The organism is Cyclobacterium sp. L-R, assembly GCF_056859355.1.
Genome location: NZ_JBSXOH010000075.1, coordinates 41230 through 66785, shown reverse-complemented (window position 1 = coordinate 66785; position 25556 = coordinate 41230). Strand labels below are relative to the sequence as shown.

The window sequence follows — 25556 nt, the reverse complement described above, 5'->3', positions numbered from 1 at the left end:
TAAAAAAAAGTTGCTTGTATCACCCAAAAGTTATTTAGGCTGCGGTTGAAAGCTTTGAGACCGCAGCCTGTTTGGCTTATCCATTATTTATTCTGATTACCGGTATTGATCTGTTTGTTATTGATCAGGTTGATGTGTCTGATATTTTTCATAATCTCTATGCGGTTGATCAGGGAATCGATGATCAGCTGATATAGTTTATCTCCCAGCACCTGATCTTCCACACCATAGTCAATATTGGGGTTGTCATTGACTTCAATTACATATACTTTATCCTCCACAAATTTGAGGTCCACTCCATAGAGTCCGTCACCTATCAGGGAAGAAGCTTTCACTGCCAGGCTTACTATTTCCTCCGGCACCTGATCTATGGCTATTGTCTCATGGTTGCCGGATTTATCTTCCGCATCACTGTTCCAGTTATAGATCTGCCAGTGATCCTGCGTCATGTAATATTTGCAGGCATAAATTGGTTTATTGTCCAGTATCCCTATCCGCCAATCGTAGGCAGAATACAAAAACTCCTGGCAAATTACCATATCGGTTTTCTTGAAGAGCAAGCTCAGTTCACGCTTTGCCTCCTCCTTATTGTTTACCTTTATCACCCCGAGAGAAAAAGCGCTATCGGGTTGTTTGAGGACTGCTGGGTACCTGATATTGTCCAGCAGCTTGTCTTCAAACATGTTCTTGGTTAAAGTGAAAGATTTAGGGGTGCGGATTTTATTTTTCTTAAACAATTCATGCTGGTAAATTTTATTGGAGCAGCGCAGTATAGACCAGGGATCATCTATCACCACCAGGCCTTCAGCAAAAGCAAGGCGGGAGAGTTCATAGGTATAATGGTTGACATTGGTGGTTTCCCGGATAAACAAAGCATCAAATTCGTTGATTTTATTGATATCTTCTTTGCCGATAAAAGTAACGTACACCCCTTTTTTATTGGCAAGCTTACGGAATTTCTCAAGGGCTTCCTTATTTGAAGGCGGATTGGCTTCAAAGGGATTGATCAATATGGCCAGGTCATACCTGTAATTATTAAGCCTGGGGAAATTGTACCGTTTTTTGTTGAAGTGCCGCTCTGCAGCATAAAACAAGGTTTCCTTTTGTGCCTCATCCAGGTTTTTGAAGGTCAGCACCTTAATATTTTTTATGATCCATTTATCTACCTTAATAAAGTTAATGGTAAATAAGGGCACTTCAAAAACCTGATATAACCTGGCAGCCAACACCTTGTAAGCCTTCAGCGGCGTTTGTCCAAAATACAAATCAAGAGACAGGCTAGTGCCTTTTTCTTTGCTGAGGATTTGGTTTACCTGTTCATTCAACTCATAGGAAAGTGCCTGCACCACATTGGCAATTTGCACATCTTTGATGGTAGAAGTACTTGGTATCACCCTTTGTCCCCGAGCGGACGCCAAAAGAGAGACATAGTAACCATAACTTTGGTATTTGTAAGAACTACAGAGATTAAAAATCCTGAAATTGGCATTGTTTTGATACAAAGGATTATTGATATACTCTTTTACAGATACTATAGTGGCTTTTAGCCCCGTATTTTGCCAGACGTAGGGCTGGTCGATCACGATCAGGTTTTTGTTTCCCTTATCTATTGCTTCTGTCCTAATTTTCATTCCCATCTTCAAGGCATCTTCACCGTTCTGATAATAGTTCTTCAATGTTTTGATCACTTCAAACCCCTTGGACATATACCAGTCGGTGAGCTTGCTTTGGCTTTCCCTCACTTCCAAAGTAATACTCCTAAAGTTATTAGAAAGCGCAAAAGCCTTGATGTATTCCATAATTGCATTGCCTATACCTTCCTTTCTGTATTGAAGTGCTACACTGATAGAATACAAGCGAAGCATGTGCTTGTACTTAAACAGCACAGCCGAAGCCACAGGCTGATTGTCCGCTGCATTCTCAGCAATAATCAGCTCCTGAAAAGAACTTTTCAGTCCTTTTTTGAGGTTTGAAGCGGAGGTTTGCTGGAATTCAGGAAATGATTCCCTCTCAAGGTTCAGGAGAAATTCCAGGTCTCCTGAACCGGCCTTACGAAAATTTAATTTCATGGATCCTATTTATGCTTGACTACACTACTTTCCCCGATTAACCACTATATAGGCAAAAACGCTTGGTTTTCTTGCTGAAACCACCTCAAGCAACCTGACTATCTAACCTTTAGCTATCTCCCGAAAATCCTTTTGGACGATGCGGGATATTGTTACAAAAGGTAAACAATTCCTTTTAAACATTAACAGAAAAGTTTATGCTCAGCTAATTACGGATACCCCGGATGAAGTGTTGTGAAATTTTGAAATATAATCTTACTCTACTCCAATTAATAGAGGGCATAAAAGTCGGCTAAAGCAAAAGCGCATCATTGTATATCTCAAGCTCACCGGAACGATATTTAAAACATTCGGAAACATGAAAAATTGCACCGAAAATCATTTAATTCCGACCTCTGAACATTTTTATTTCGGACTATTTGTAAAATGTTTTGAATAAAAGGTCAATTCTTGTCAGTTTTTGGTCGAATTGATCAGCTAAAACTTAAAAAAAGCTGCCAAAAAGGTGGAATTTTTCGGCAAAAACCTAATAATTATCAGTTAAAACCTAATAATTTCCGGCAAAAAGGTGGAAGCTTGAATAAAAAAGCTGAAATCATCGAGTTCAGAAGTACCCCAGCCCACTTCCGAACACCAAAAATTTGAGCCTATCTACGGACTTTTCCTGAAATTTTGTCATATTTTCCACTTTTTGGGCTTTTTATTGTCAGTTTTTGGTCGAAATTATCAGGTTGGAGGTGGAAAATATAAGGTTTTACCTGCAAAGATCCATAAAAAACATTCAAGCTTGTCAGTTTTAGGTACTCCGGAGCAGTTCTCTGTCAGTAAATTGGAGTTAAAAAGGGCAAGGGGGTACTTCTGAAGTACCCCTGTGGGGTTTGGGGATAGGTGTTTGGGGATATTAAGTCGGACCTATTTTCTTATCTATAGTGGCTCTTAATGAAACCTTGTGGTTTTTATTTTAGGATGATTTTTAATTTTTTTCTTCTGTTGTCCAAGCAAAAGTATTATGTAGAAGTACACCCACATAACCCCTGCGGCAGTCAACCAAAAATCCCCTTCATAAATCATAATAAGCGTTAGGATTATGGTTAAAATAACTAAAGCCAAATACCAGTAGTTTATTGATTTTATATCCAATTCCATAATTGAAACAGAAGTCTTAAATGGATTTTTTAGTCCTATAAGATTAATGGCAAACCATCCTGAAAAAATGAGGAATAGCATTGGAACTGCCATTAGTGGTATTACTAAAGAGTCAGCCCATGGAGGGTATCTGTCCCTAGTCATTTCTAAAAACAAATCACCAACATAACCTCCAATGGTTAACAAAACAGCTAACGCGCCAATTAATATGATTACCGCTTTATATTTTGGTGTTTTAAAGTGTTGCCATTTTTTTGGAAGTAAAACCAACGTGTATAAACCAAGAATAACGCAAATAAGTCCGTAGTCCTCCAAGTCAAATTTTGGAGTCAAGTAGGAATCTCTTATTTCGTGAAATTTCTGAGATCTGCTTTCCTCTCCCATTACAGACTCCATTTTTTCGTAAAATCCGTTCATGTCCGCGAATGGGTCAAACGTCGAAGAGTATACAAGTAGTCCAACTCCGATAGTAAGCATTGCAATTCCTATGTATCTCGTCATTATTAATGTCAGCGGTTTAGCTAAGATAAGTGAGGATTTCAAAATACGTTTTTTACACCCTGACAAACTATGAAGTCCTATGCTTGCTTTCAGTACTTCCTTTACATGTTTTCTTAGGTATTTTTAACCGTATTTTTTAATTTTAATTCATTTTCATCTAAGAAATTCAATCCAATTTCTACTTCAGTTCTAATTTCTTCGAGATCATTACCCTTGTATTTATCTAAGAGATTTAAGTACTGGTCTTTTACGATTTCATATTTCTCGGGTTCAGTGTTTTTGACAAGAATAAGCCCATTAATCACCCTCTTTTCAAGACGTGAATGTGGAAGGTAATCGTTGAACACATTTGGATTTGAATTATAAACTGCGTTCAAGCTTTGGTAATCTTTAATTTTTGAAAAAGTAGCATCAATATTTGGTTTAATATGATGAAAAAACTCATCCGCTAATTTGTTTATAGACTTGTCCGAGTAGCTGTCCGATATAACGTCATACAAAGAACTTTCAGTCCAATGTAAGTTTTCATGAATTGTCCAATTTGTCCAATTATAGTTTGGGTAAACTTTTTTAAAAGCCATTTCCAAATCATTGAAAATTATATGGATGAAGTACTGAACAGTTGAAATGTAACCGAATGATTTGTTATAAGTAAGACTTATGATTCTTTTCCCATGTTCAAATCCCTGAACAAATTCATGTTTTGACTTAATATGCTGATACCCTTCTTTTTCAAGTGTATGTAACAAAACCTTTTCAAATCTTACGGATGGTTTAAGATTTGGATCGGTTTTGATGATATTTTTATTTTTGTCGAAGAGTCTCATTTAATATTATCACTAACCTACAAACAATGCACATTATGCGCTTTATTCGACTAACACACTCTAAAAATAACTAAGTTTTTATGATTTCAGAAGTGAATAGGTAGGTATGTCATGAAAAGGTTGTTTTTTTTACCTTTTAATTGATTAAATACGGAGGATAAGCCTATCCTGATATAAATTAATCGAGAAGATTTTGTCAGCATTGTTGCAGAAAAGAGCAACAATACCGCCAAAATCAAGATGTGGATAATATTCCTTACCAAGGGCTGACACCCTTGGCTGAGATATTGAGCCCCGGTGGGGCTTGGTGATATCATAAGACTTTATTTGCGTCTTCTATGGGGAATGGGTTGGTAGTGATTTTGTCAGCATTGTTGCAGAAAAGAGCAACAATACCGCCAAAATCGACTCACTTTTATTCCAGTTTCCGTGGGTTGACACCGCACGGTTATAATTTATGAAGCCCTATAGGCTTCTTCGAATACCGCTGAATTTGTCAGTAAAAATTATTTCAGGAAAATGGATTTTTCAGGGTATATTAAGCTAGTAATATCTCTGCTGGTATTTTTAACTCCTTGTAAAGTGATTTAATCATTCCTAAGGTCAACTTTCTTTTTTTATTAAGCACCTCACTAACTCTACTTTGACTGCCCAAATATTTCACCATATCCGAATTTGTCATTCCCATTTGCTCCATGCGAAATTTAATGGCATCAATTGGATCAGGTGGAGCAATAGGATAATGTTTCATCTCATATGATTCAACTAAAGTCACCAATAAATCAAGCTCATCACCTTCTGGAGTGTCTTTTTTTGCTCCCCACAATTCTTCAATCCTACCTATGGCAGAATCATAATCTTGCTCTGTTTTAATTGGACGTATTTCCATAATCAAATCGTTTTTGCATCAATTTTATCATACTGCTTATGTGTCCCAATAAATCTTATGAAAATCACCTGAAATTCATAATCAATTGCAACTACTAATCTGTAATCATTGCCTTTTATATTAAAAACTACTCTTCCATCACCAACAATACTTGCGTTTTTATATTGTTTTTTTAATTCATTTGAGTTTTTCCAATCTGCAGTTTTAGCATCGTGATACCAAGCTTTCAAGGAAACCTCAGAGTCAGCGTATTCTGGGTTTTCGAAAAACGCTCTTATCGTTCTAAACGCGATGATTCTCATTGTGCAAATATACAAAAGACAGTTAAATATCCCAAATTGGGATATTCAACTGCCCAATTGTTAGTTATCTGTTTTCCAATAGGATACAATCTTCAAATAAAGCACACTTTTCATCTTACCCCTCTACTCTCAACTAAAATAACAAAAGAGATTTTGTCAGCATTGTTTCAGAAAAGAGCAACAATACCGCCAAAATCAAGATGTGTATAATCGTTCACCCTTGACTACCATATAGATTAATGTGAACCTGAATTGGGCTAATTTAAATTTTTACTTGGCAGCAATGAATTCAATCTCAATTAGACAATCTTTGGCAGTGGCTAATAGTGGCACAGGAACAATGGTACTTGCAGGAAAATTCTCTGTTTGCCATTCTTTAGAAGTCACTTCTATTAGAATGTTCTTTTTTTCTTGTGTAAAATCTGCTATATAAACGGTTTGTTTTACGACATCATCTATAGTCACAGCTGCTGCTTCCATTGCTGTTTTAATATTGGACACCATTTTATGAACCTGTTCTTCAAAGTCTTGGGAGACAAGCTGTCCCTTTTCGTCAGATGCCCATTGTCCGGAAAAAAAGTATAGGGATTTTCCTTCCTCCACCTTAACGATATGGGAAAATCCGTTATTTGATGGATTGAATAAGCCTTTTGGGTTGATAAAAGTATTTTTGTCGTTTTTCATTTCTTTAGTTTTAGTGATAGCATAGCACAAAGAAAATACAGTTTATTCAGGCATACATTTACATAGGTAAAGAAAGTATAACTAAGAAGATTTTGTCGGCATTGTTGCAGAAATATGGCAACAATGCTGACAAAATCAAGATGTGTATAATCTTCCTTACCAAGGGCTGGCACCCTTGGCTGATTTATTGTGCCCCTTTAGGGCTTGGTGTAGGACTTGGTGTACATCAGGTAAAGAATGAGAAATCGTGATTCTGTACGTTGCCTTTTGTTGGTTTTTCCGAAGTACTAGCATCTGGCTTAAACAAAAAACCCCTGCACTTCCTTAAAGAAAATGCAGGGGTTTCTAAATAGTGCTGTTTTTCCTAGAATACACCGATAAAGTGATTTCCTGGTTTGTTGATTATTTTGGCACCTATAGATACCTCATTGGTTTGACTGTGAAGGATGTAAATGTTTCCATCTTGTCCAAGTGGTGAAATAGGCAAAAGCAAATCATCTCCACTTACCAAGAATCCCTGAAACTGGTTGAACCTTACATCAGGATCATTTGGAACCCCCTGTACAATAGAAGCTGTTTTTTGTTTAAGGTCCATACGAACAACATATCCCTGGTCTTCTTCACCATGACGGATCAAAGCATACCCAATACCATTGCTCACATATTTCCAAGCATCTACATAAGTGTCTGTAAGCCCAAGAGCATCATCAAGACTCAAAGCATAGGTATTGTCATATTCATTATTAGATCCAATTCTCAAAATATGAGAGCCATTGCTATTTCTGGTGGTAGCCTGATAAATGTAACCATCATCAGCAAGTTGGTTCACATTGCTTCTATATCCTGAGCAATCGCCATCAGCCTGTGTGGAAGTAATAATGGTAGGGTTTTCCAATGAAGGATAATCCACAACAACAGTTTTGGTACCCAATCTGTCAAAATCACTTTCAGTCAAGCCTGTAGCAGGATCGTATTTCCTCATCCATGTTCCAATAAGTAATTTGTTTCCTGCTTGGTTTAAAACAGGGGCATCTAGTCTAAAGATGGTATGACCAGCTAGCTCTTCTTCCACTGATAAAGGAAGTTCGTAAGTTTTGTAATTGGAGATAAGGGTCTCTTGTAAATCCAAATCCAATACAGTGGCGGTACCTCTGTAATACTGAAAATCAGCAGTGGCATCCTCAGCATTGTTTGCTACTATATTGGCTACATTTACGGCGATACCATTTTTATCCCCATTATAAAGTTTACTCCACCTTGGAGAAGTTCCTGCATACTGAGAAATATTAACCGTAACATCTTCCTGAACATAATTGCTTCCTCCACGGATGTCAAACTTGGCATATTCACCTCCATTTTCACCTGAATAGGCAATATTAAACAAAGTACCTCCATCCTCAGAAACCTGTAATCTAGCAGTACGGTTTGATTTTACGGGTGTGCCATCATCAAACACATTAAATTCTTTATCAGGGTCTATGGCATCTTCGTAGCTAATCGCATATATATTGGTACCACCGTTACCATCTCCAGGAGCATCTCCCATAAATGCGCCAACGAGAGTTACCCATCGATCATCCTCTAATTCTTCCTCTTCCTTAGGTACTTCATTTTCATCTGTAACACATGATCCCATTGAAATCATCGCAATTGCTAAACTAAAAGCCAAGAACCTGTTGCTTGTATTGATTTTTCTAAACATCGTTGTAGTACTTCTTTTATATAACATTATCTATTTGAAATCTCCTATTGTATAATTGAACTTGACATATAATGCTCTTCCTGGTTTTTGCACCGCAAAATTGTCATAAACCTGCTTGTCGAATACATTGCGCAGATCCACACTTATTGCCATCCTCCTGTCAGGAAAAGTATAGGTAGCACCTATGTCATTGATATATTGCCTTGGCGTTCTGAAATCTTCAATTTCCAACCAGGTTGTGTAAAATCTATCAACAAACCCAAAATAATGGGACAACCTTAGCAAAGAACCATGCTTCACCACATCTCTAAAAGTATAGTCCAATGAGCTATTTATAGTAAAGAAGGGCTCGTTTGGAATCTGCTGTCCGTAATTGGCAAAGACATTTCCATTAGGGTCAAGCTTGGTATTGAATTGGGAGTTGAATTTAGAAACATTCACTATGGCCCTAAATGAATTGCCATAGGCATATTTCACTTGTCCTTCAAAACCAATGGATTTGGTTTTGCCCAGATTTTCAAATGGATTGGTCTGAACAGCATCATTGATCCTAGGGTTTATCTGTTGGATAATTTTGTCTTTGGTATCTCTGATAAAGCCTGTGCCTGAAAAAGAAAAAGTATGAGCCTGATATTCAAAATCACCAAGTATAAAACCTAGGTTCAGGTTATTGCTTATTTCAGGTCGAATACCAAGGTTTTCAACAATATTATCACCTGGGCTACCAAAAATTTCTCCTTCAGAAGGCATCCTTACCGCCTTTTCTGCTGAAGCAAGCAAAGTCAAAGGTCTGATAATCCTGTATGAAAAAGCAGCTCCGTAGCCACTCGTACTTCTACTACTATTGGCTCGGTCCTCCACGCGAGTTGTGGTACCATTTTCTTCTACCAACAAGGGATCCATTTTTGCTATACCTTGGTTGTAACGCTTCCCAAAAACACTCCCTTTTAATTTAGACTGAAACATATCCAGTTCATAGCCAAGAGAGGTTATGGATTTCTGAAGATCACGTGTACCTATAAATTCTCTTTCAACAGCACTTTTCATAAAGTCCTGTTGGGTTCTATCAATAGAATAAAAGGACTGACCCAAAAAGAGTCTATGATTTGGGTTAATTTCATAAGAGGCCCCTGCGCGAAAAGTGGCCACATTTCTATCAATATGATTCAAGGTGGGTGCACCCTGCTGAGCGCCACCAGGACGTAAAATCGGTTCACCATCCAGCCCCAAACTCATTTCACCAAACCAATTGTAATTCCATTTGACGGTATCCGAAACAACCTCACTTCTTTTACTCAAAGAGCCATTGAAATTCACATCGAAACCTTTTATTCCTAGATCCTCTTTCAAATAAGTCAGGCCAAAAACATGAGACTGAGAAGTACCGAAACGTCCTTTGTAAGGTATTGACATATATGTACCGTGCTGGATTTCATTGTAATCGTCAGATCCGGTATAGCTGATAAAAAACTGATCAGCCCATTTAACATTGGTATATCCAATATCAAGTTTCCCACCTACTGAGCGGTAGGCATCGTTAAATCGCTTCGCCCGTACATAATCATACCTTCCATTAGCAAGAATATTTCTTACAAATTTACCCCATACCTCATAATCGTTGTCTGAATAATTGTAGAAGGCTGACACCTTGGTGGTAAAACCTGTTTTTTCATCCCTGTAAGCTGCATTTAGGTTACTCTGTAGCGTATTGAAAGATCCGTAGGATACTGAGGCTGAAAGATTGTTGACTACTCCCTTTTTTAAGATCACATTGATGGCACCACCCAGGGCATCATCTGCCAGGTGAGCTGGTATCACCCCTTTGTAAACTTCAATTCGATCAATTAATGCCGGAGGAATACTGTTTAAGCTAAAGGAAGAACCATAGGTAGAAATAGAAAGTCCGTCAATAAATATTTTAACAGAATTACCGGACATTCCATTCAAATTATAATCCACACGAGAACCAATCCCTCCATTCTGTCTAACCCTGATCCCTGCAGTTCGATTAAGCAGGTCATTGGTTTGTATAGATTGAAGTGCTGCCTGCTTGGTTTCTACAACTTCCACAGCAAAACCTGCCGTTTCGATTTCGGTCTTCACCGACTGTCCTTCTACCACAACCCCTTCAAGGTCAGTTGTAGATTCTATCAATGAAAAATCAAGTTTTAAAATTATTTCTTCTCTATCAATATTTACATTCTTGCTTTGGTTCTCGTATCCAATGCTTGAGAGCAAAAGCTCAAAATTACCTTTAGGCACATTCTTGATTTCATAACTTCCATCCAAAGATGAAATTGCGGTAAAAGAACTGTCTTTAATTCTGACAATTACTCCAGGGACAGGGTTTGAGCCTGAATCAATGATTTTTCCTTTTATTGTTGCTGCTTGAAGGGACTGACCAAAAGCAGCGATACTCCCCATAAACAGAAGGGAGACCATCCAGAATTGTCTTCTCAAGAAAAATAAAGATCTACTCATGTGCTGTGCTTAATTACTTAAAAGCCAAATGGAAATTGCCATTGTTTTTGGTGATTATTATGTTTCAAATGACACAAAAAACACTGACATTATTTAGACTAAGTCTAATTTGTCTCAAAAGTACAAAAAGCGATTTTTTTAATCAATACTTATTTAGATTAATTTTTAATAAGAAAGATTAGTGCTTCAAATTCAATTCCTTTATTACTTTAATTTGAACTTGAGACCCAGGTGCAAAGAAGACAATCATAAGGCCTGCTTGTAAGGTTTTTACTTGGTACTTTCTCTTTCTAAGAAAAGCCCAAAACAAGCTATTGAGAACCAATAAGGCACTGCTGTTACTACTTAAGAAAAGAACACTTTAAAACGACTTCAAGTGAAAATAAGGTAAAAGAAGCTGCTGTCTGTGTGATACAGGTCACCATTCTCGACAAGGTTAAAGGATAACTTTGTAAATGATTAAAAAATAAAATGTGAAAAACGCTTCTAACCCCATTATTGAATTACTGCGTAGCATCTTTGGCTTGTCATTGGTCGTATTTATTCTGATCTCATTTATTGCTGCGCTTCTAGTTGTTAGCCAATTGGATATTCCATCCCCTCCTCAGGAGAAAGAACAGATGGCTCAGGTAGAAACTCCAAAAGCAGATTTCCGGCTAATAAAAGAAGATGGAATTTGGCAAGCCCCTGATTGGGCTAGCGTAGAACTAGCACCCAATGCGGAACAAATTCGGTACGGCAAGGAGCTGGTCACACATACTTCGGAATACCTGGGTCCCAAAGGAAAGGTACTCCAAATCTCAAATGGGATGAACTGCCAAAATTGCCATTTAGAAGCTGGAACAGCCCCATTGGGCAATAATTTCAGCGGTGTTGCCGCCAACTATCCAAAAATAAGGTCGCGATCTGGGCTTTCGGAGGGCATACCTAAAAGAATCAATGATTGTTTTCAAAGAAGCTTAAACGGAGAAGGGCTTGATCCTGAAAGCAAAGAGATGAAGGCCATGGTTGCTTATATGGAGTGGCTTGGCAAGGATGTTCAAAAAGGGGATAGGCCTTTGGGAGTGGGACTTTATAAAGTACCTTTTCTGGAACGGGCAGCAGACCCAATTCGGGGCAAGACCGTTTATGACAATCAATGTTATAGTTGTCATGGAACCGAAGGACAGGGTTTAAAAAATCCTTCTGGAACAGCCTACCTTTATCCCCCACTTTGGGGACCGGACAGTTATAATAATGGAGCAGGTTTGTACCGCTTGTCTAAGTTTTCTGGATATGTAAAGGCCAATATGCCATTGGGAGCTACCTACGAAAGACCATTGCTCAGTGATGTAGAGGCTTGGGATCTGGCCGCCTATGTCAATTCCATGAGCAGGCCTTCCAAAGATCTATCAGGCGATTGGCCTGACATAAGCAAAAAACCTATGGACCATCCTTTCGGACCCTATTCGGATGATTTTTCGGAAACACAGCATAAATACGGCCCTTTCCAACCCATTTTAGCTTTACAAAAATAGCTGTTCATGAAAAAAATATTAACACTCCTTATAGGTTTATTCTTTTGGGTATCGGTTTATGCACAGCAAGATTCCACGCTGTGGAAACCAACCTTAAATGTAGGACTTCGCTCTTATTTTATGCGTACTTCCTATTGGGAGGATTACAAAAATGACTACGCTTGGGGACAAATGGCTAGAATAGCTTTTACTTCCAAATTGCCCCATCACTTTCAAGTACAAGCTGAATACCTGGGATTTCTCAACATATTGAGTTCAGATCTTAGTGCCCTTGATTCCAGGGTTTCAAATTTGAACCGCTATGAAGTGGGGTTATTTGATGTAAACCATTTGGATAAAACTGTTTTTGGCAAAATCGGTAACCTTTACCTTGATTACTTGCGGGACAACTTTCAGGCAAGCTTGGGTAGGATGGAAATAAACAGCCCTTTTATCAATGCCCAGGATGGGAGGCTGAGTCCCACATATGTGGAAGGGCTCAACTGGAACCTTAGGGTAAATCCGCGGATTTCTATTGCCCAGCATTTGATTACAGGAATATCTCCACGATCTACAGGAAATTGGTTCGATCTGGGAGAAAGCATAGGTATGTACCCAGTAGGGCGCGATGAAAACGGGCAAGGTTCCGATTATTCCGGAAATACCAGATCGGATTATATCAATATACTGAACTTAAAATTCAGACTTAATTCGGCCTCTAGCCTTATGTTAAACCATACATTGGTCAATAATATTTACAGTGCTTACTTGGCTCAATGGGACAAAAAATGGGAATTGCCAAACAGTTCCTTGCAGGGAATCACAGGCCTTCAAACGACTGTTCAACATGGAATAGGAAATGGCGGGAATGAAGATATAGCCCTGAGGTATAAGAATCCTGAAGATTTCCACTGGATACTTAGTGGAAGAATCGGGATAAAATCAGAAAAGAGCTTATGGCATATCAATTACACCAAAATGCAAGGTGAGGGACGCTATTTAAGTCCTAGGGAATGGGGAAAGGATCCATTCTATACCTTTATACCTAGGGAAAGAAATGAGGGACTCGGGCAGGTAGATGCGCTCAGCACCTATTTCCAGCATGCTTTTCCTAAAAAGTCCTTACAATTGTACAGCTATATGGGAGTGTATTTTTTACCTGATCCTGCAGATGCAACAAAAAACAAATATGCCATGCCAAGCTATGCACAGGCTAATCTTGGCCTTCGGTACAATCCTAAAAAATGGATGGAAGGCTTAAGCCTACATTTGATATTAATGGGCAAAACGGCTTTGAACCAGCAGGACCTCCGCCCTGCTTGGGTGTACAATAAGGTCAATCTTTTCCACACCAACCTGATCCTTAATTATACGTTTCCTGGTAATTAATCCATTAAACTCGGATTATGTAATAGAATTTCTCCGTCCTGACAATAGTCAGGGGTGATGCCTGTCCTGAACTTTCTCAGGGAGTGTTGCAATCGCAAGAAAATCAGGCTGTTTGGAAATTTTAGCATAGCACCACTATGGTGAAATTGAAAACAGCAACGAAGTGGCTGATTTTAAAGCGATTTAAGCACGTAATAGAATGTCTATTGCATATTTCGGGTTAAATTCTCCTGTGTCATTTTATTATCGCAATGATATTGTACCTACGACTAGTGGCTTAAAAAAAAATCTAGACCAAAGCTAGCGGCCTTATCCCTCTATTACTCTGACATAAAATCAGGTAATCCTTACAACGGAGTAAATCATCGATACACATCCTTTATAACTAGGATTATGCAATAGGATGCGTAATAGCCTGTTCCGTGTTTACGGAAAGTGGTGTAATTACAAGATAATCAGGCTATTTGAAGACTGAGTCATAGCATCGCTATGGTAAAGTCGAAAACAGCAATGAAATGGCTGATTTTGAAGTGATTTCATCGGGCAATAGAAGGTCTATTGCATATTTCGGGTTTAAGGGTAATTAAGGTTAGCACAAGCAAAACATTTATTTTACTTCCCGAAATCCCTCCGGAATCAATACACATCCTATACTATTACAGACCATTGCTTCCTATTTCATGAATTAACCCGCTACAAATCAAAAAAAGCCTTCCCATATAATGGAAAGGCCTTTTTATTATTTCTTATTCGTTCTTATTTTTTATAAATGGCGTCCGAATTCACTTGGCCATCAGTATCCAGGTACCAGTCTAGATAAGACATTCCACCAGATTTTGCCCATTCAGCAAACCTATTGTATGCTTTTGTGAAATCCACTTTTTCCTGTGTATAAGAAATACTTTGAGGAATGTGAAGTGCCCAATTGAACCCTTTATTGCTTGTGTAATATTTACCTTCACCGATAGCACTGATATCATCTGCTGTATTGAACCACTCTGTATCCATCAGGTCTGTTGGTTGTTTGTTCATAAGGTGAACTTCTCTACCTCTGTCCTGATTGATGATCATAAATGGATTATAAGGTGCAGCACCCAAATCAGCTTTTCTTATTGACTCTTTGAAAACGATTTTTACAACTAGGGTGTCGGCTTCATGTTGCGCATTTTCAGGGTTGACATTGGCCATGATCGGTAATTTATCATTTACATCATCCATAATAATCACGGTCGCCAATTTCTGCCCTTGCTCTACGCCACTTGACAAAGTTTTGATTGTCCCTGTTTTCAACCTAGTACCTTCTACACTCAGGACCTGATCAGAAGACACTCCCAACTGAATTCCAAAGCCATTGCGGTAGCCAGCACCTGTGGCCCGCACTACTGTAATCAAATTAATCTCTTTGATACGGTTATTACCGTTTGATATTTCGTTGATATTGTAATCTATCACCAAATCATTCAAGTCATAGTCACCAAAGCTTGGCCATAAGTCTTCAAACAACAGGGTCCCAAAGGTATTTTCTCCTAGAGAATAGTTATTAAAAGCCCTTTCAGCATCTTCAGGATATTCATCCTGGCTATCTGCAACGCCATCACCGTCTTTGTCCTTCTCATCAGAATCAATAGGAACGTAGTCAGATAAATCCACACTTGTAATAGGGTTCCAAGAAGCATAAAACATCACATCATTGAAGTCATGGTCACAACCGTTAAAATCCCTGCGAATGTCTTCCCAACCCATTAGGAGTATTTGCTCTGTGGCATCGTATAAAAACACCATTTGATCCCTTAAGTCCTCCTTATTGTTAGCTGTATTTAAGTCTTTATCTGCATAAAAAACACCATTACCATAACCTAGGCCACCTTGCCAGCCGTTTGAAATCAAAAACCAACCGATATAAGTATCTTTTTCAAAGGCTCCATCTTTTGGGCCTACTAATTTGACTTTGTCTCCAGGGCTTAATACACCTGCTTGAGCATTTGGAAAAATTATGGTTTTGTTCTTGATATCTGCAGCGGTTTTAGGTGCTTCCCCCTCTTTGTAATAATAATAACCAATGGCATTTCTATAACTTCCTCCTGTATGCACATAGGTAACCCATACTTCAGCATCTTCACTTACAAACAATTCTCTTTTGTACTTTTCGCTTAAAGTTTCTGGGTTTGAAATTCTAACATCCTTTTGTTCCGGAAGGCTTGCATTGATATTCTTCAACAGCTGGTCAGAAATTATATCTGCTTCTATCAAATATTCAGGTTTGCCATTGCTCTTCCATGATCCAAGGGTAAGAAAATCTTCATTGATAGAAGCCGTTCTTAAATTTGCTTTTACCTCATCCGTTGAGAAATATTCATCAGGTAAAATACTTGGATTGGCAGCATCATAATTATAGTTGACACGTCCTCCTGAAACTGGCACAATGGCCATTGGTTCTACACCTATGTAATCAGAAGTCACAAATACCTGTTTTACATAGCTTGGAAGGTCTAATGTGGTGGCAGCACTACCCTGCTCATCTAAACGAACAGTCTGCAATAACTTACCTTCTTTCTGTGGGTTGCCATTGTATATTTTATAGACCACATTTGATATTGGTGTCTTATCCCTGCTAACAGCAGAAAGATTGAAGTCAACTGAAGTAGTAGTAGAAAAATCAAAATTTACCGGGATATTCAGTCCAAGGTTATCTTCTGGAATTACTGTTTCAGAGATTTCATTGATAGGATCGCAGGCAAATAATGTTGCCACAATTCCAAAGATCAGAAATAAGCTATTATTTTTCATATCTATAAGTTTTAAAAATTTCTCTTTTCGTATGATACAAATGTATATAGAAAGAGAGCCGAATAGGAATAAACTCGTTAGACAGGGGTTTTCAATAGGTAAAATCAATATTTCAGAAGGTGAATTGAATTACCACTAGCCTTAAATTTAATCCGAATATAGGTAGGTGCAGTCTATTTCGAGATTGGGTCAAAGGATAATACTTATGATCCTAGTTTGGTGATCTCCATCAGTCAATAGGGCTGATGGAAAAATAGGGCTGTATGCATAAAAAAACCAGCCCGGAATTCTTCCCAAGCTAGTTTATATCTTAAAATCTAAACAGATTTAAAGCAATTAATGATTGTTATTTATTATCTTCTGCTACAATCGCATTGGCTGGTATGGAATAAAAACCTTCTGGTTTGGCTTCTTTGGATAAGCTAATATTTTTAAAATCAACCCTGCTCCTTTCCTCTACTACAACTCCTTCTTCAATGTTATACCAAGCAATGGAAGTAGGCAATAGGACTCCATCTACTTCTGCCCATTTATCATATCTGATAAAATTGGCTGATTCTGGCTTTTTATCAGTTCCAAAAGTTGCCTTATAGGCAAGCCAGGCCATCTTGGATGTTTCAGTATCATAATACAGATAATATTCATCGCTAGAGGAGTCACCTACCCCAGAATTAAAAGTGACTTTAATACCACTATAGTTTTTACCCAGTATCTCCTTGTCCTCTGTTTTCTTATAATTCAAACCAGGATCTGCAAGTACAAATGGCATGGCGTAAAAATAGAACATGAGGTTGTGCCTAAACAGAGGATTACTTTTATATTCTCCTTCTTTGTTCAGGGACCATGCTTTTTCTCCATCAAAACCAATATCATAATCAGAGGTGATTGTCTTGTCCATACGGCGGTGCAAATCGATAATTTGTTGTTGGCCCTCGCCGGGATCACCAATCTCATACATTAATGTCTTTTCCTTTTTCCATTGATCGATACCGCCGTGCGCTTGAAGTACTTTGGCAAAATCAGATGGATAATCGTTGATCGTCATTTCTTGTTTTGTAGCCTCAGAGGATTGCCCCTTTTGGTTTTGGGAATTTTCCTGACAGGCAGTAAAGGCTGACAGAAAAACCACTATAATCAACTTGTTCATAACTTAAAGGTTGGTTTTTATTTAATCTATATGTTTAGAATTAAATCTAAAATTATCGTTTATAGTTTTGTCAATAAGGACGCGACGACACAATGTTATTGGGTTTTGTTTTTGGTGAATTATTCCGCTTATTTAAATCAACATATCCCCTTAGTACAGCAGAATCTTGTAACAAATAAAATATATTCTGGGCCTTGGTGCTTATTTTCAATTGTCTATAAAAAGGCATTGATTCATGACTCGTCCTGTATCCCTAAATTCTGGGGAAAAATGAAAAACTTAAGGAATAATATTCAGATCAAATTGGGAATAGTTTTTTTACGAAAAGTATGAAATTTAAGTTTACTTTTTTTGAATTGGTAAAACTTAGTCTTGAACCAGCAGGAATAATTAATCCCTAAAAATGAAAAATATCATCTATTGCATGTTTCTTTTTAAATTGTCACAAAGGACAGCCGTTGCGATGGCAACATTTAATGATTCAGCCTTTCCAAAGGCGGGAATGGTCAATTTTTGGGTAACAATATTTTCCATCTGCTTAGAAATCCCATTGGACTCATTCCCCATAAGTAATACTCCTTCTGCTGCATCAGTAAGTTGATGCACGTTCATTCCCTCCAAAAAAGCACCATAAATTGGAATACCTGATCCCTTGAGCTTATTGAACAAATCAACATATTCAAAATTCATTCTAGTAAAAGAACCCATGCTTGCATTCAATACTTTTGGATTGTAAATATCTGCTGTATTTTCTGACATCAACAATTTATTTATCCCATACCAATCAGCAATTCGAATGATTGTCCCTAAGTTTCCTGGATCTCTAATGTCGTCCAGAGCAAGGATCAATTGCCCTTTCTCTAAAACCAGGGGCTTATTTCCTTTCACTTCAGCAACAGCAAGTGCCTGATCATTAGAAGAAAAAGTACCCAACGAAGCCAACTCTTTGGGCTTGACCATAATTTTGATTCCTGCAAAAGTACTGAGCAGTGATGCGTTTTCTTCTTGGAATTTTTCTGTACAAAGCAAATGACTAATCGTGAAATTTGAAAGCAACAATTCCGTTACATTTTTAGCTCCTTCCACAAAAAATGCACGTTCTTGTTTACGGAATTTTTTCTGGTGCAAGGATTTAATAAACTTAACTGTATTTTTGCTTAGCATTAGTCGCGAGTGTTGTTGTGAAGAAGACCAAATATATAAATTTTCTTTTTTTGATCCATTTGTTATGGAGTTGTTCATTGACCAAAGGCCTTGAGGAAAATGAGCTATTGCTAACAGATGTAAACACCCAAGGCATTAATAAAAGTAATGCTGAGGCAATTAAAGCGCTTATCCAACAAAAGCCAAATACCAAAATTCCCCTATTAAACATTTCACCAGGTGTAATGCTATACAATCTGGGCCATGCGTTTTATGACAGCAGCAAGCTTGCTGAAAAACAATACCAAACCAAACAGGAACTCCAAAAAACTTCAGAAAAAATTCGCCAAGGCAGTACTTTAGGAAAAGTTGAAAAGAAGTACAATAAACTAAACAGTAAAATTAGTAACCTTGAAAAAAAACTGGAATATGGCAATTGGTTTATGCGAACAGGAAATCCCAAGGTGATTTTGGACAGTAGCAAGACAGCCACCTCTCGGCAGCAAATCTCAATTTATTTACAGAACAACGGCTTTTTTGATGCCTCAGTAGCTACAGAAATTGACAAAAAAGCAAAAAAGGCAAAAGTTAACTACCTGATAAATGAAAACAGCCTATACAGTATTGACAGCTTAATTAATACCACTGCAGACACAAGTTTGCAAGGTTTGCTGCAAGAACATCAAAAATATTCCTTCTTAAAAAAGGGAGCACGGTACAGCCAAACCAATGTTACAAAAGAGCGGCAAAGAATAGAGGATTTATTAAAAGCCTATGGCTACTATACTTTTTCCAAGTCCTATATTGAATACAATGTTTACAAGGACACCCTTGAAAAGCATGTGGTGATCGAACAAATCATCCAAAATTCAAAGGAAGGAGAAAATCATCAGGTATACACAATAGACTCAATCACTTTTACGATTGCTCGTCCCAATGAGTTGATTCAGGACAATCAGGTGCTAACCACTTGGAAAGACATCAGGTTTTCCATGTATCAAGATAAATATTCTGAAAAAATAATCAGCTCGAGGATTTTTCAGGAGAAGGGTGATTTGTACAATAAAAATGCAGTCATAGAAACCCAACGGCAATTGGCTAACCTGGACATGTTTAGGTTTGTCAACATTTCCTTTGACACTTTAGGTAATAGTATCACTACAAAAATCTTCACCAGACCCAACCAGAAATTTCAAATAACCAATCAATTGGGAGCCAGTGTAACGGAACAACTCCCTGGGCCCTTTTTCAGTCATTCCCTTCGAAACAGGAATATTTTTAAAGGCCTGGAAATATTTGAATTTAACTTTCGTGCTGGCTTGGAAGGAGTTGCTTCTGCTACTACAGAGGGAGGGGTGTACAGAAGTCGTGAACTATCAACCTCAGCATCTATTATCTTCCCGCAGTTTCTGGTACCTTTTAATTTTGGTACTTTGGAGAAATTCGGGCAATACAATCCTCGAACTAGAACACTACTGGGTTACAGTTTCGTCAATCGACCTGAATATGTAAGAGAAGCATTAAATACAATTCTCGCTTATACCTGGGCGACCAGAAACCTAAAGCAACAATTTTCTGTCAGCCTGCTTGATGCGAACCTTATTCGTTCCAGCCTGGATTCTTTGTTTCAGGACCGCTTGGAAGAAATCCAAGACCAAGGCAATAACCTGATCAATTCTTTTCTCCCCTCCTATGTAAGTAGTATTTCAGGACAGGTCATCATCAATTTTAACCAATACGGACTATTCCAGAAAAAGGAAGCTTCACTGTGGCGGCTCTTCGCAGAGAGTGGGGGGACTACCTTCAATTGGATAGATCCAAAACGCTTTGGGGACAAGGATTTAAACTATTTCCAATTTCTAAAATTTCAATCTGATTTTAGAAAATACATCCCCTTAAACAATAGGAGCACCTTTGCTTACCGTTTGAATCTCGGATTGGCAAAGCCATATGGCATAAGTGGTGGTGTTTTGCCTTATGAGAAATACTTCTTTGCAGGTGGTAGCACAAGCATTCGAGCTTGGCAACCCCGTAGGCTTGGGCCAGGAAGTTTCACACCTGAAACAAATGAAGATGGCACTTTCGATTATCGATTTGAACAACCTGGAGAAATATTATTTGAAGCAATGTTCGAATACAGAAGGAAATTGTTTGGCTATTTTGACGGCGCTATCTTTGTAGATGCCGGCAATACCTGGACCTTTGCAGTAGATCCCTCACGAGAAGGAGCTGAATTTAAGGCCAACCGATTTTATAAAGAAATCGCAGTAGGAACAGGCATTGGCTTAAGAATGGATTTTGAATTTCTGGTTTTAAGATTGGACATGGGAATAAAAGCATATGACCCTGCCAGACCTGAAAATGAACGTTTTATTCTAGATAAGCTTTCCTTAAAAAACCCTTTGGGAGAGCCTGGACAGCAAGTATTCAATATAGGTATTGGTTATCCTTTTTGACACTTATCAATTACCCAGTTAACATGGAAAAAGAAAACAAAGAGATTATTGCGGAAAAATTCCGTAAGATACAGAAACATATTTGTGAAGCTTTAGAAAAAGGCGATGGCCCAGGTAGGTTTGAAACGGATAACTGGGAAAGAGAACAAGGTGGAGGGGGAACCACAAAAGTGCTGACCGAAGGACAGGTTATCGCAAAGGGTGGTGTGGCCTTCTCTGCTGTACACGGACCTACTCCGGAAAAGATTTTAAAAAAACTGGCACTAGAAAAAGCAGATTTTTTTGCCACAGGCGTTTCTATTGTCATCCATCCCAAGAGCCCAATGGTACCTATAATTCACATGAATATCAGGTACTTTGAAATGAGCGATGGCACTTATTGGTTCGGAGGAGGAATAGACTTAACACCTCATTATATAGATCAGGAGGATGCCAAATATTTCCACCAGCAACTCAAAGAACATTGTGATGCTTTTGACCCTAACTACTATGATAAATTCAAAAAGTGGGCAGATGACTATTTTTACATTCCTCATAGGAAGGAAACCAGGGGTATAGGAGGAATCTTCTTTGATAGGTTAACTGCCAGCGAAGAAATGCCTTTTCCGAAATTGCTCTCTTTTGTTGAAGGTCTGGGTTTTTTATTTCCTAAAATCTATTGTCATTACATGGAGAAAAATGCAAATCTTCCCTATGGAGAAAAAGAACTCAGTTGGCAAGCTTTGAGGCGTGGCAGGTATGTTGAGTTTAATCTGGTGTGGGATGCTGGAACTAAATTTGGATTGGACACGAATGGCAGAACTGAAAGTATATTGATGAGTATGCCTCCAATGGCAAATTGGGTATACAATCAGCCACCAGCCGCTGGGACTAAAGAATCAGAAACGCTACAACTATTGAAAAAAGACATTAACTGGGTTAAAGCATAGCAAATGATTGAAAGTATTATTCATTGGGATGAGCAATTTTTTCTTTTCTTAAACCACCTTCAAGCTTCCTGGCTGGATCCGGTAATGTTGGCGATTACGGGTAAGTTTATCTGGGTTCCCTTGTATTTATTTCTACTGTTCTTAATTATTAAAGAATACAAAGGCAGTAGTGTTTGGTATATTGTAGGGTTGATATTGGTAATAGTGATGGCAGACCAGTTTACCTCTGGTTTTATGAAACCCTATTTTGAAAGGTTACGTCCTTGTCACGACCCACGTTGGCAGGACATTGTAATCAATTATTCAGGTTGTGGAGGCCTATATGGTTTTGCCTCCTCCCATGCTGCAAACACTTTTGCTCTGGCTGCTTTTCTACAAAAAGTAGGAAAAAAGAGCATTCCAGGGTTTCGATGGTTATTTCTATGGGCGTTTGTTGTTTCCTATTCAAGGATTTACCTTGGCGTTCACTACCCTTTAGATATTTTCGTTGGTGCCTTGGTAGGCATATTTATAGGTTGGCTAGTCTTTGGGCTTATTACAGAAGTAAGAATACTATGGAAAAAAAGAGAATCCATGGGTTAGGTTAATATCCCTTTAGAATCCTGTGAATGTACTTCCCTATCACATCGAATTCCAAATTCACAGTATCTCCCTGCTTTAGCAAATGAAAATTAGTGTTTTCATAGGTATATGGAATAATGGCTACACTAAAAAGTCCCTCTTTAGAATTGAAGCAGGTCAAGCTGGTACCATTTACACATATGGATCCTTTTTCTACTGTGACATTCCCCTTACCTGGTTCATAGGAAAAGGTAAAAACCCAACTTCCATCTATGGACTCAACGGAAAGCAATTCGCCTGTCTGATCCACATGTCCTTGAACTATATGTCCATCAAACCTACCATCTGCAGGCATACACCTTTCCAGGTTTACCAGATCCCCTTCCTTTAATCTCCCAAGGTTGGTTTTTTGAAGGGTTTCATCTATTGCCGTCACTCTATACTCATTGGTGTTTACAGCTACTACTGTTAAACATACTCCATTGTGACTAAGAGATTGGTCTATTTTCAGTTCTGAAGCGAGAGTACTTTCCATATCAAAATGGATATTGCTACCTTCTTTGGTTATGCCTTTGACTTTACCTATGGACTCGATAATACCTGTAAACATATTCCTATTGCTTTAATGACCCTTCAGCAAGAATAGGTCATCCTTAACCTAATAATTTTAAATTAATTTCAGAAATTCTTTTTAATTAAATTCTATCTCTACACCAGAATTACATTTTGCTTTTGCTTCGAGGGCAAGTGACTATTTGTATTGTCGGCTTCTCTATTTCAAGCAAGCTTAAAATCTGCCTCAAACTCAAATACCTTCTGATATATTCCTGTTTCAATGACAAAGTAAGGCATTTTTAGCATTAACTTAGCAAACCAAACTGTATATGACACGCTCAAGATCATGTTAAAACTGGAAGACAGCTACTTACATAAGGGAAAAAGAAGAGAGTTAATTAGAACATTGCGTAACAAGGGCATTAGCAATGAAGCAATATTGGAGGCTATTAATAATGTACCTAGACATTTCTTTTTTGACTCCGCCCTACTTAGCCATGCCTACGAAGACAAGGCATTCCCTATAGGTGAAGGCCAAACAATTTCTCAACCCTACACTGTTGCATTCCAAAGTGAACTGCTAAACGTTAATCCGGGAGAAAAAGTACTTGAAATAGGTACCGGATCGGGATATCAGGCAGGAATTTTGTATTGCTTAGGGGCGAAGGTTCACACCATCGAATTCAATAAGACATTGTACGAAAGAACAAAAAGATTTTTACCTAAAATAGGTGTAAGGGTAAAGCATTACCATGGAGATGGAAGTCTGGGATTGCCTGAACAAGCGCCCTTTGATAAAATCATAGTGACTGCCGGAGCTCCTGTTGTTCCTAAAACCTTGCTTCTTCAATTGAAAATCGGCGGAGTTTTGGTTATCCCTGTGGGAGACAGAAAGCAACAGCAAATGCTTAAATTAACGAAACAAACCAGTAAGAAGATTTTAAAAGAGACCTTTGACAATTTTTCATTTGTCCCATTATTGGGAGATGAAGGTTGGGAATAAAAATACAAGGCCCATGAAAGAAGCATACAAACACGTAAAAGACTCGGAGGTCATCATGACAGAGATGGTACTTCCGAATGACACCAATACATTAAACAACCTAATGGGTGGTAAACTTATGCATTGGATGGATGTGGTAGCAGCTATCTCTGCCCAAAGGCATTCTAATTCCGTTGTAGTCACAGCTTCTGTTGATAATATTTCTTTCAAAAACCCCATAGCCCTTGGCAATGTGGTCACTTTAAAAGCGCAAGTGACAAGGGCTTTTAATACTTCAATGGAAGTTTATATCGAGGTATTCGCTGAAGATATTCCTGCCAATAAAAAGTACTCTTCACACAAAGCATTTTTCACCTTTGTGGCAGTAGACGAAGAAGGTCTACCGGTAAAAGTGCCAGAGTTAAAACCTATCAGCGAGCAAGAAATGGAGTTTTATAAAGGAGCATTGAGAAGAAGGCAATTGCGCCTGGTTTTGGCAAAAAGAATGAATCCTCAAGACGCCACGGAATTAAAATCTCTTTTTGACTTGGACGAGATCGGTCAAAAGGAATAATTTTCGTAATTTGATAAATACGCCTACTGCTACTTATATGAATTTAACAGAATTGTCGTTATTCCTGACAGATGAACTCTTTGTGATGGAAGATGAAGTCAAAGAAAAGCTTGCTGTCAATAATATGGCCTCTAGATTGGATTTGAGCACCTCTACTGAATCAAATCAAGTTAGTGAACCGGAGTCTTCATTGGCAAAAGAGCATGACCCTGAGCCTATTCCTTACGAAGGAGAATTCAAAAAATCTATTCTTGTCATCTATCAAGGAGAAGAGCTAAAAGAAAGCAACCGAACATTCCTTTTCAAAGTATTTGGTGCAGTAAACCTATCGCTCAAAGACATTGCCTTGGTTTCCGAACATTCCTTAAAAGGAAGCAATGAAGATCCTATAGAGCAATTAGATCCAGATAAAATGATCATTTTTGGAACGATCTACCATCCACTAATGAGTCTAAAGAAAGACAGTTACCACATCGTTGAAGAATCAATGGCCTATTTCTTTGCCGATGATTTAGATGGACTAGAAAACAACGTTTCCTTAAAGAGGAAACTTTGGGACACCCTACAAGTATTTTTCAGTATTAAACAATAGTAAAATGACGAATGAAGAGCGATTAAACATTTTAAAGCGATTTAGAATAGTAAGTATAACGGAAGGTATTTCCATGCTTGTTTTGGTATTCATCGCAATGCCATTAAAATATATATTTGATTTGCCTACAATGGTGACCTATGTAGGTTGGATACATGGAGTTCTTTTTATGGTTTACATATTGGTCATGTTCCCCACTTCTAGAAAATTAAGATGGCATTTCCGAATTGCATTGATGGGCTTGATAGCTTCAATCCTACCCTTTGGTCCCTTTTTATTTGATAGGAAATTAAGAAAACAAGAGCATATATTAGAAGATAAAATCTAATCAGTGGCCACCTAAT

General features: G+C 38.1%; 21 protein-coding genes. 9 read left to right on the top strand and 12 right to left on the bottom strand.

Annotation, left to right across the window (positions count from 1 at the left end; all coding sequences use genetic code 11):
• Window positions 1–83: 83 nt before the first annotated feature.
• From AC13EX_RS13755 to AC13EX_RS13720, 8 genes are all read right to left on the bottom strand, one after another.
• A complete protein-coding gene (locus tag AC13EX_RS13755) occupies window positions 84–2069 on the bottom strand; it encodes a GNAT family N-acetyltransferase (protein ID WP_482893124.1) in 1986 nt (661 codons plus the stop codon).
• A 936-nt stretch (window positions 2070–3005) separates the two neighbouring features.
• Complete coding sequence (locus tag AC13EX_RS13750; RefSeq protein WP_482893123.1) at window positions 3006–3716, bottom strand: hypothetical protein; 711 nt, start codon at window positions 3714–3716, stop codon at window positions 3006–3008.
• 113 nt (window positions 3717–3829) lie between these two features.
• Window positions 3830–4543, bottom strand: coding sequence for a hypothetical protein (locus AC13EX_RS13745; protein ID WP_482893122.1), 714 nt, complete (start codon window positions 4541–4543; stop codon window positions 3830–3832).
• Between the two features lie 538 nt (window positions 4544–5081).
• Window positions 5082–5432 (bottom strand): helix-turn-helix domain-containing protein, encoded by a 351-nt coding sequence (locus AC13EX_RS13740; protein WP_482893121.1) that lies wholly within the window; start codon window positions 5430–5432, stop codon window positions 5082–5084.
• A 2-nt stretch (window positions 5433–5434) separates the two neighbouring features.
• Window positions 5435–5734, bottom strand: a complete 300-nt coding sequence (locus AC13EX_RS13735) for a type II toxin-antitoxin system HigB family toxin (RefSeq protein ID WP_482893120.1) — start codon at window positions 5732–5734, stop codon at window positions 5435–5437.
• 270 nt (window positions 5735–6004) lie between these two features.
• Window positions 6005–6418: a RidA family protein gene (locus AC13EX_RS13730; protein ID WP_482893119.1), complete on the bottom strand. Its 414-nt coding sequence runs from the start codon at window positions 6416–6418 to the stop codon at window positions 6005–6007.
• A gap of 364 nt (window positions 6419–6782) precedes the next feature.
• The gene (locus tag AC13EX_RS13725; RefSeq protein WP_482893118.1) at window positions 6783–8147 is read right to left on the bottom strand and encodes a hypothetical protein; all 1365 of its coding nucleotides are present in this window, start codon (window positions 8145–8147) and stop codon (window positions 6783–6785) included.
• Window positions 8148–8150: 3 nt separating this feature from the next.
• Window positions 8151–10601: a TonB-dependent receptor gene (locus AC13EX_RS13720; protein ID WP_482893117.1), complete on the bottom strand. Its 2451-nt coding sequence runs from the start codon at window positions 10599–10601 to the stop codon at window positions 8151–8153.
• 473 nt (window positions 10602–11074) lie between these two features.
• Here AC13EX_RS13720 and AC13EX_RS13715 point away from each other — a divergent pair, with 473 nt between their 5' ends.
• The gene (locus AC13EX_RS13715) at window positions 11075–12118 is read left to right on the top strand and encodes a c-type cytochrome (protein ID WP_482893116.1); all 1044 of its coding nucleotides are present in this window, start codon (window positions 11075–11077) and stop codon (window positions 12116–12118) included.
• A gap of 6 nt (window positions 12119–12124) precedes the next feature.
• Window positions 12125–13486 (top strand): hypothetical protein, encoded by a 1362-nt coding sequence (locus AC13EX_RS13710; RefSeq protein ID WP_482893115.1) that lies wholly within the window; start codon window positions 12125–12127, stop codon window positions 13484–13486.
• 756 nt (window positions 13487–14242) lie between these two features.
• Here AC13EX_RS13710 and AC13EX_RS13705 read toward each other — a convergent pair.
• The 3 genes from AC13EX_RS13705 to AC13EX_RS13695 form a co-directional block, all read right to left on the bottom strand.
• A complete protein-coding gene (locus tag AC13EX_RS13705; protein ID WP_482893114.1) occupies window positions 14243–16273 on the bottom strand; it encodes an LruC domain-containing protein in 2031 nt (676 codons plus the stop codon).
• 346 nt (window positions 16274–16619) lie between these two features.
• Window positions 16620–17420, bottom strand: a complete 801-nt coding sequence (locus AC13EX_RS13700) for a DUF6503 family protein (protein WP_482893113.1) — start codon at window positions 17418–17420, stop codon at window positions 16620–16622.
• 417 nt (window positions 17421–17837) lie between these two features.
• Window positions 17838–18584 carry a TrmH family RNA methyltransferase gene (locus AC13EX_RS13695; RefSeq protein ID WP_482893112.1) on the bottom strand — a complete coding sequence of 249 codons (747 nt, stop codon included), beginning with the start codon at window positions 18582–18584 and terminating at the stop codon, window positions 17838–17840.
• Window positions 18585–18634: 50 nt separating this feature from the next.
• On the opposite strand from AC13EX_RS13695, the gene tamL reads away from it, so the two are divergent.
• Genes tamL through AC13EX_RS13680 form a run of 3 tightly spaced genes read left to right on the top strand, consistent with a single transcriptional unit; the run spans window position 18635 to window position 22530 of the window.
• On the top strand, window positions 18635–21019 hold the full coding sequence (gene tamL, locus AC13EX_RS13690) for a translocation and assembly module lipoprotein TamL (RefSeq protein WP_482893111.1): 2385 nt from the start codon (window positions 18635–18637) through the stop codon (window positions 21017–21019).
• Window positions 21020–21042: 23 nt separating this feature from the next.
• Complete coding sequence (hemF, locus tag AC13EX_RS13685; protein WP_482893110.1) at window positions 21043–21948, top strand: oxygen-dependent coproporphyrinogen oxidase; 906 nt, start codon at window positions 21043–21045, stop codon at window positions 21946–21948.
• Between the two features lie 3 nt (window positions 21949–21951).
• Window positions 21952–22530, top strand: coding sequence for a phosphatase PAP2 family protein (locus tag AC13EX_RS13680; protein WP_482893109.1), 579 nt, complete (start codon window positions 21952–21954; stop codon window positions 22528–22530).
• A gap of 1 nt (window position 22531) precedes the next feature.
• Here AC13EX_RS13680 and AC13EX_RS13675 read toward each other — a convergent pair whose 3' ends face one another.
• Entirely contained in the window at window positions 22532–23119 is a 588-nt protein-coding gene (locus AC13EX_RS13675; protein ID WP_482893108.1) for a riboflavin synthase, read from the bottom strand.
• Between the two features lie 291 nt (window positions 23120–23410).
• Between AC13EX_RS13675 and AC13EX_RS13670 the strand changes: the two genes are divergently transcribed.
• From AC13EX_RS13670 to AC13EX_RS13655, 4 genes are read left to right on the top strand one after another with little or no spacing between them, the layout of a single operon-like run.
• A complete protein-coding gene (locus AC13EX_RS13670; RefSeq protein WP_482893107.1) occupies window positions 23411–24067 on the top strand; it encodes a protein-L-isoaspartate(D-aspartate) O-methyltransferase in 657 nt (218 codons plus the stop codon).
• A gap of 13 nt (window positions 24068–24080) precedes the next feature.
• A complete protein-coding gene (locus tag AC13EX_RS13665; RefSeq protein ID WP_339717414.1) occupies window positions 24081–24620 on the top strand; it encodes an acyl-CoA thioesterase in 540 nt (179 codons plus the stop codon).
• A gap of 37 nt (window positions 24621–24657) precedes the next feature.
• Entirely contained in the window at window positions 24658–25212 is a 555-nt protein-coding gene (locus AC13EX_RS13660; RefSeq protein ID WP_482893106.1) for a hypothetical protein, read from the top strand.
• A 4-nt stretch (window positions 25213–25216) separates the two neighbouring features.
• A complete protein-coding gene (locus tag AC13EX_RS13655) occupies window positions 25217–25540 on the top strand; it encodes a DUF3817 domain-containing protein (protein WP_048640495.1) in 324 nt (107 codons plus the stop codon).
• Window positions 25541–25556 lie beyond the last annotated feature (16 nt).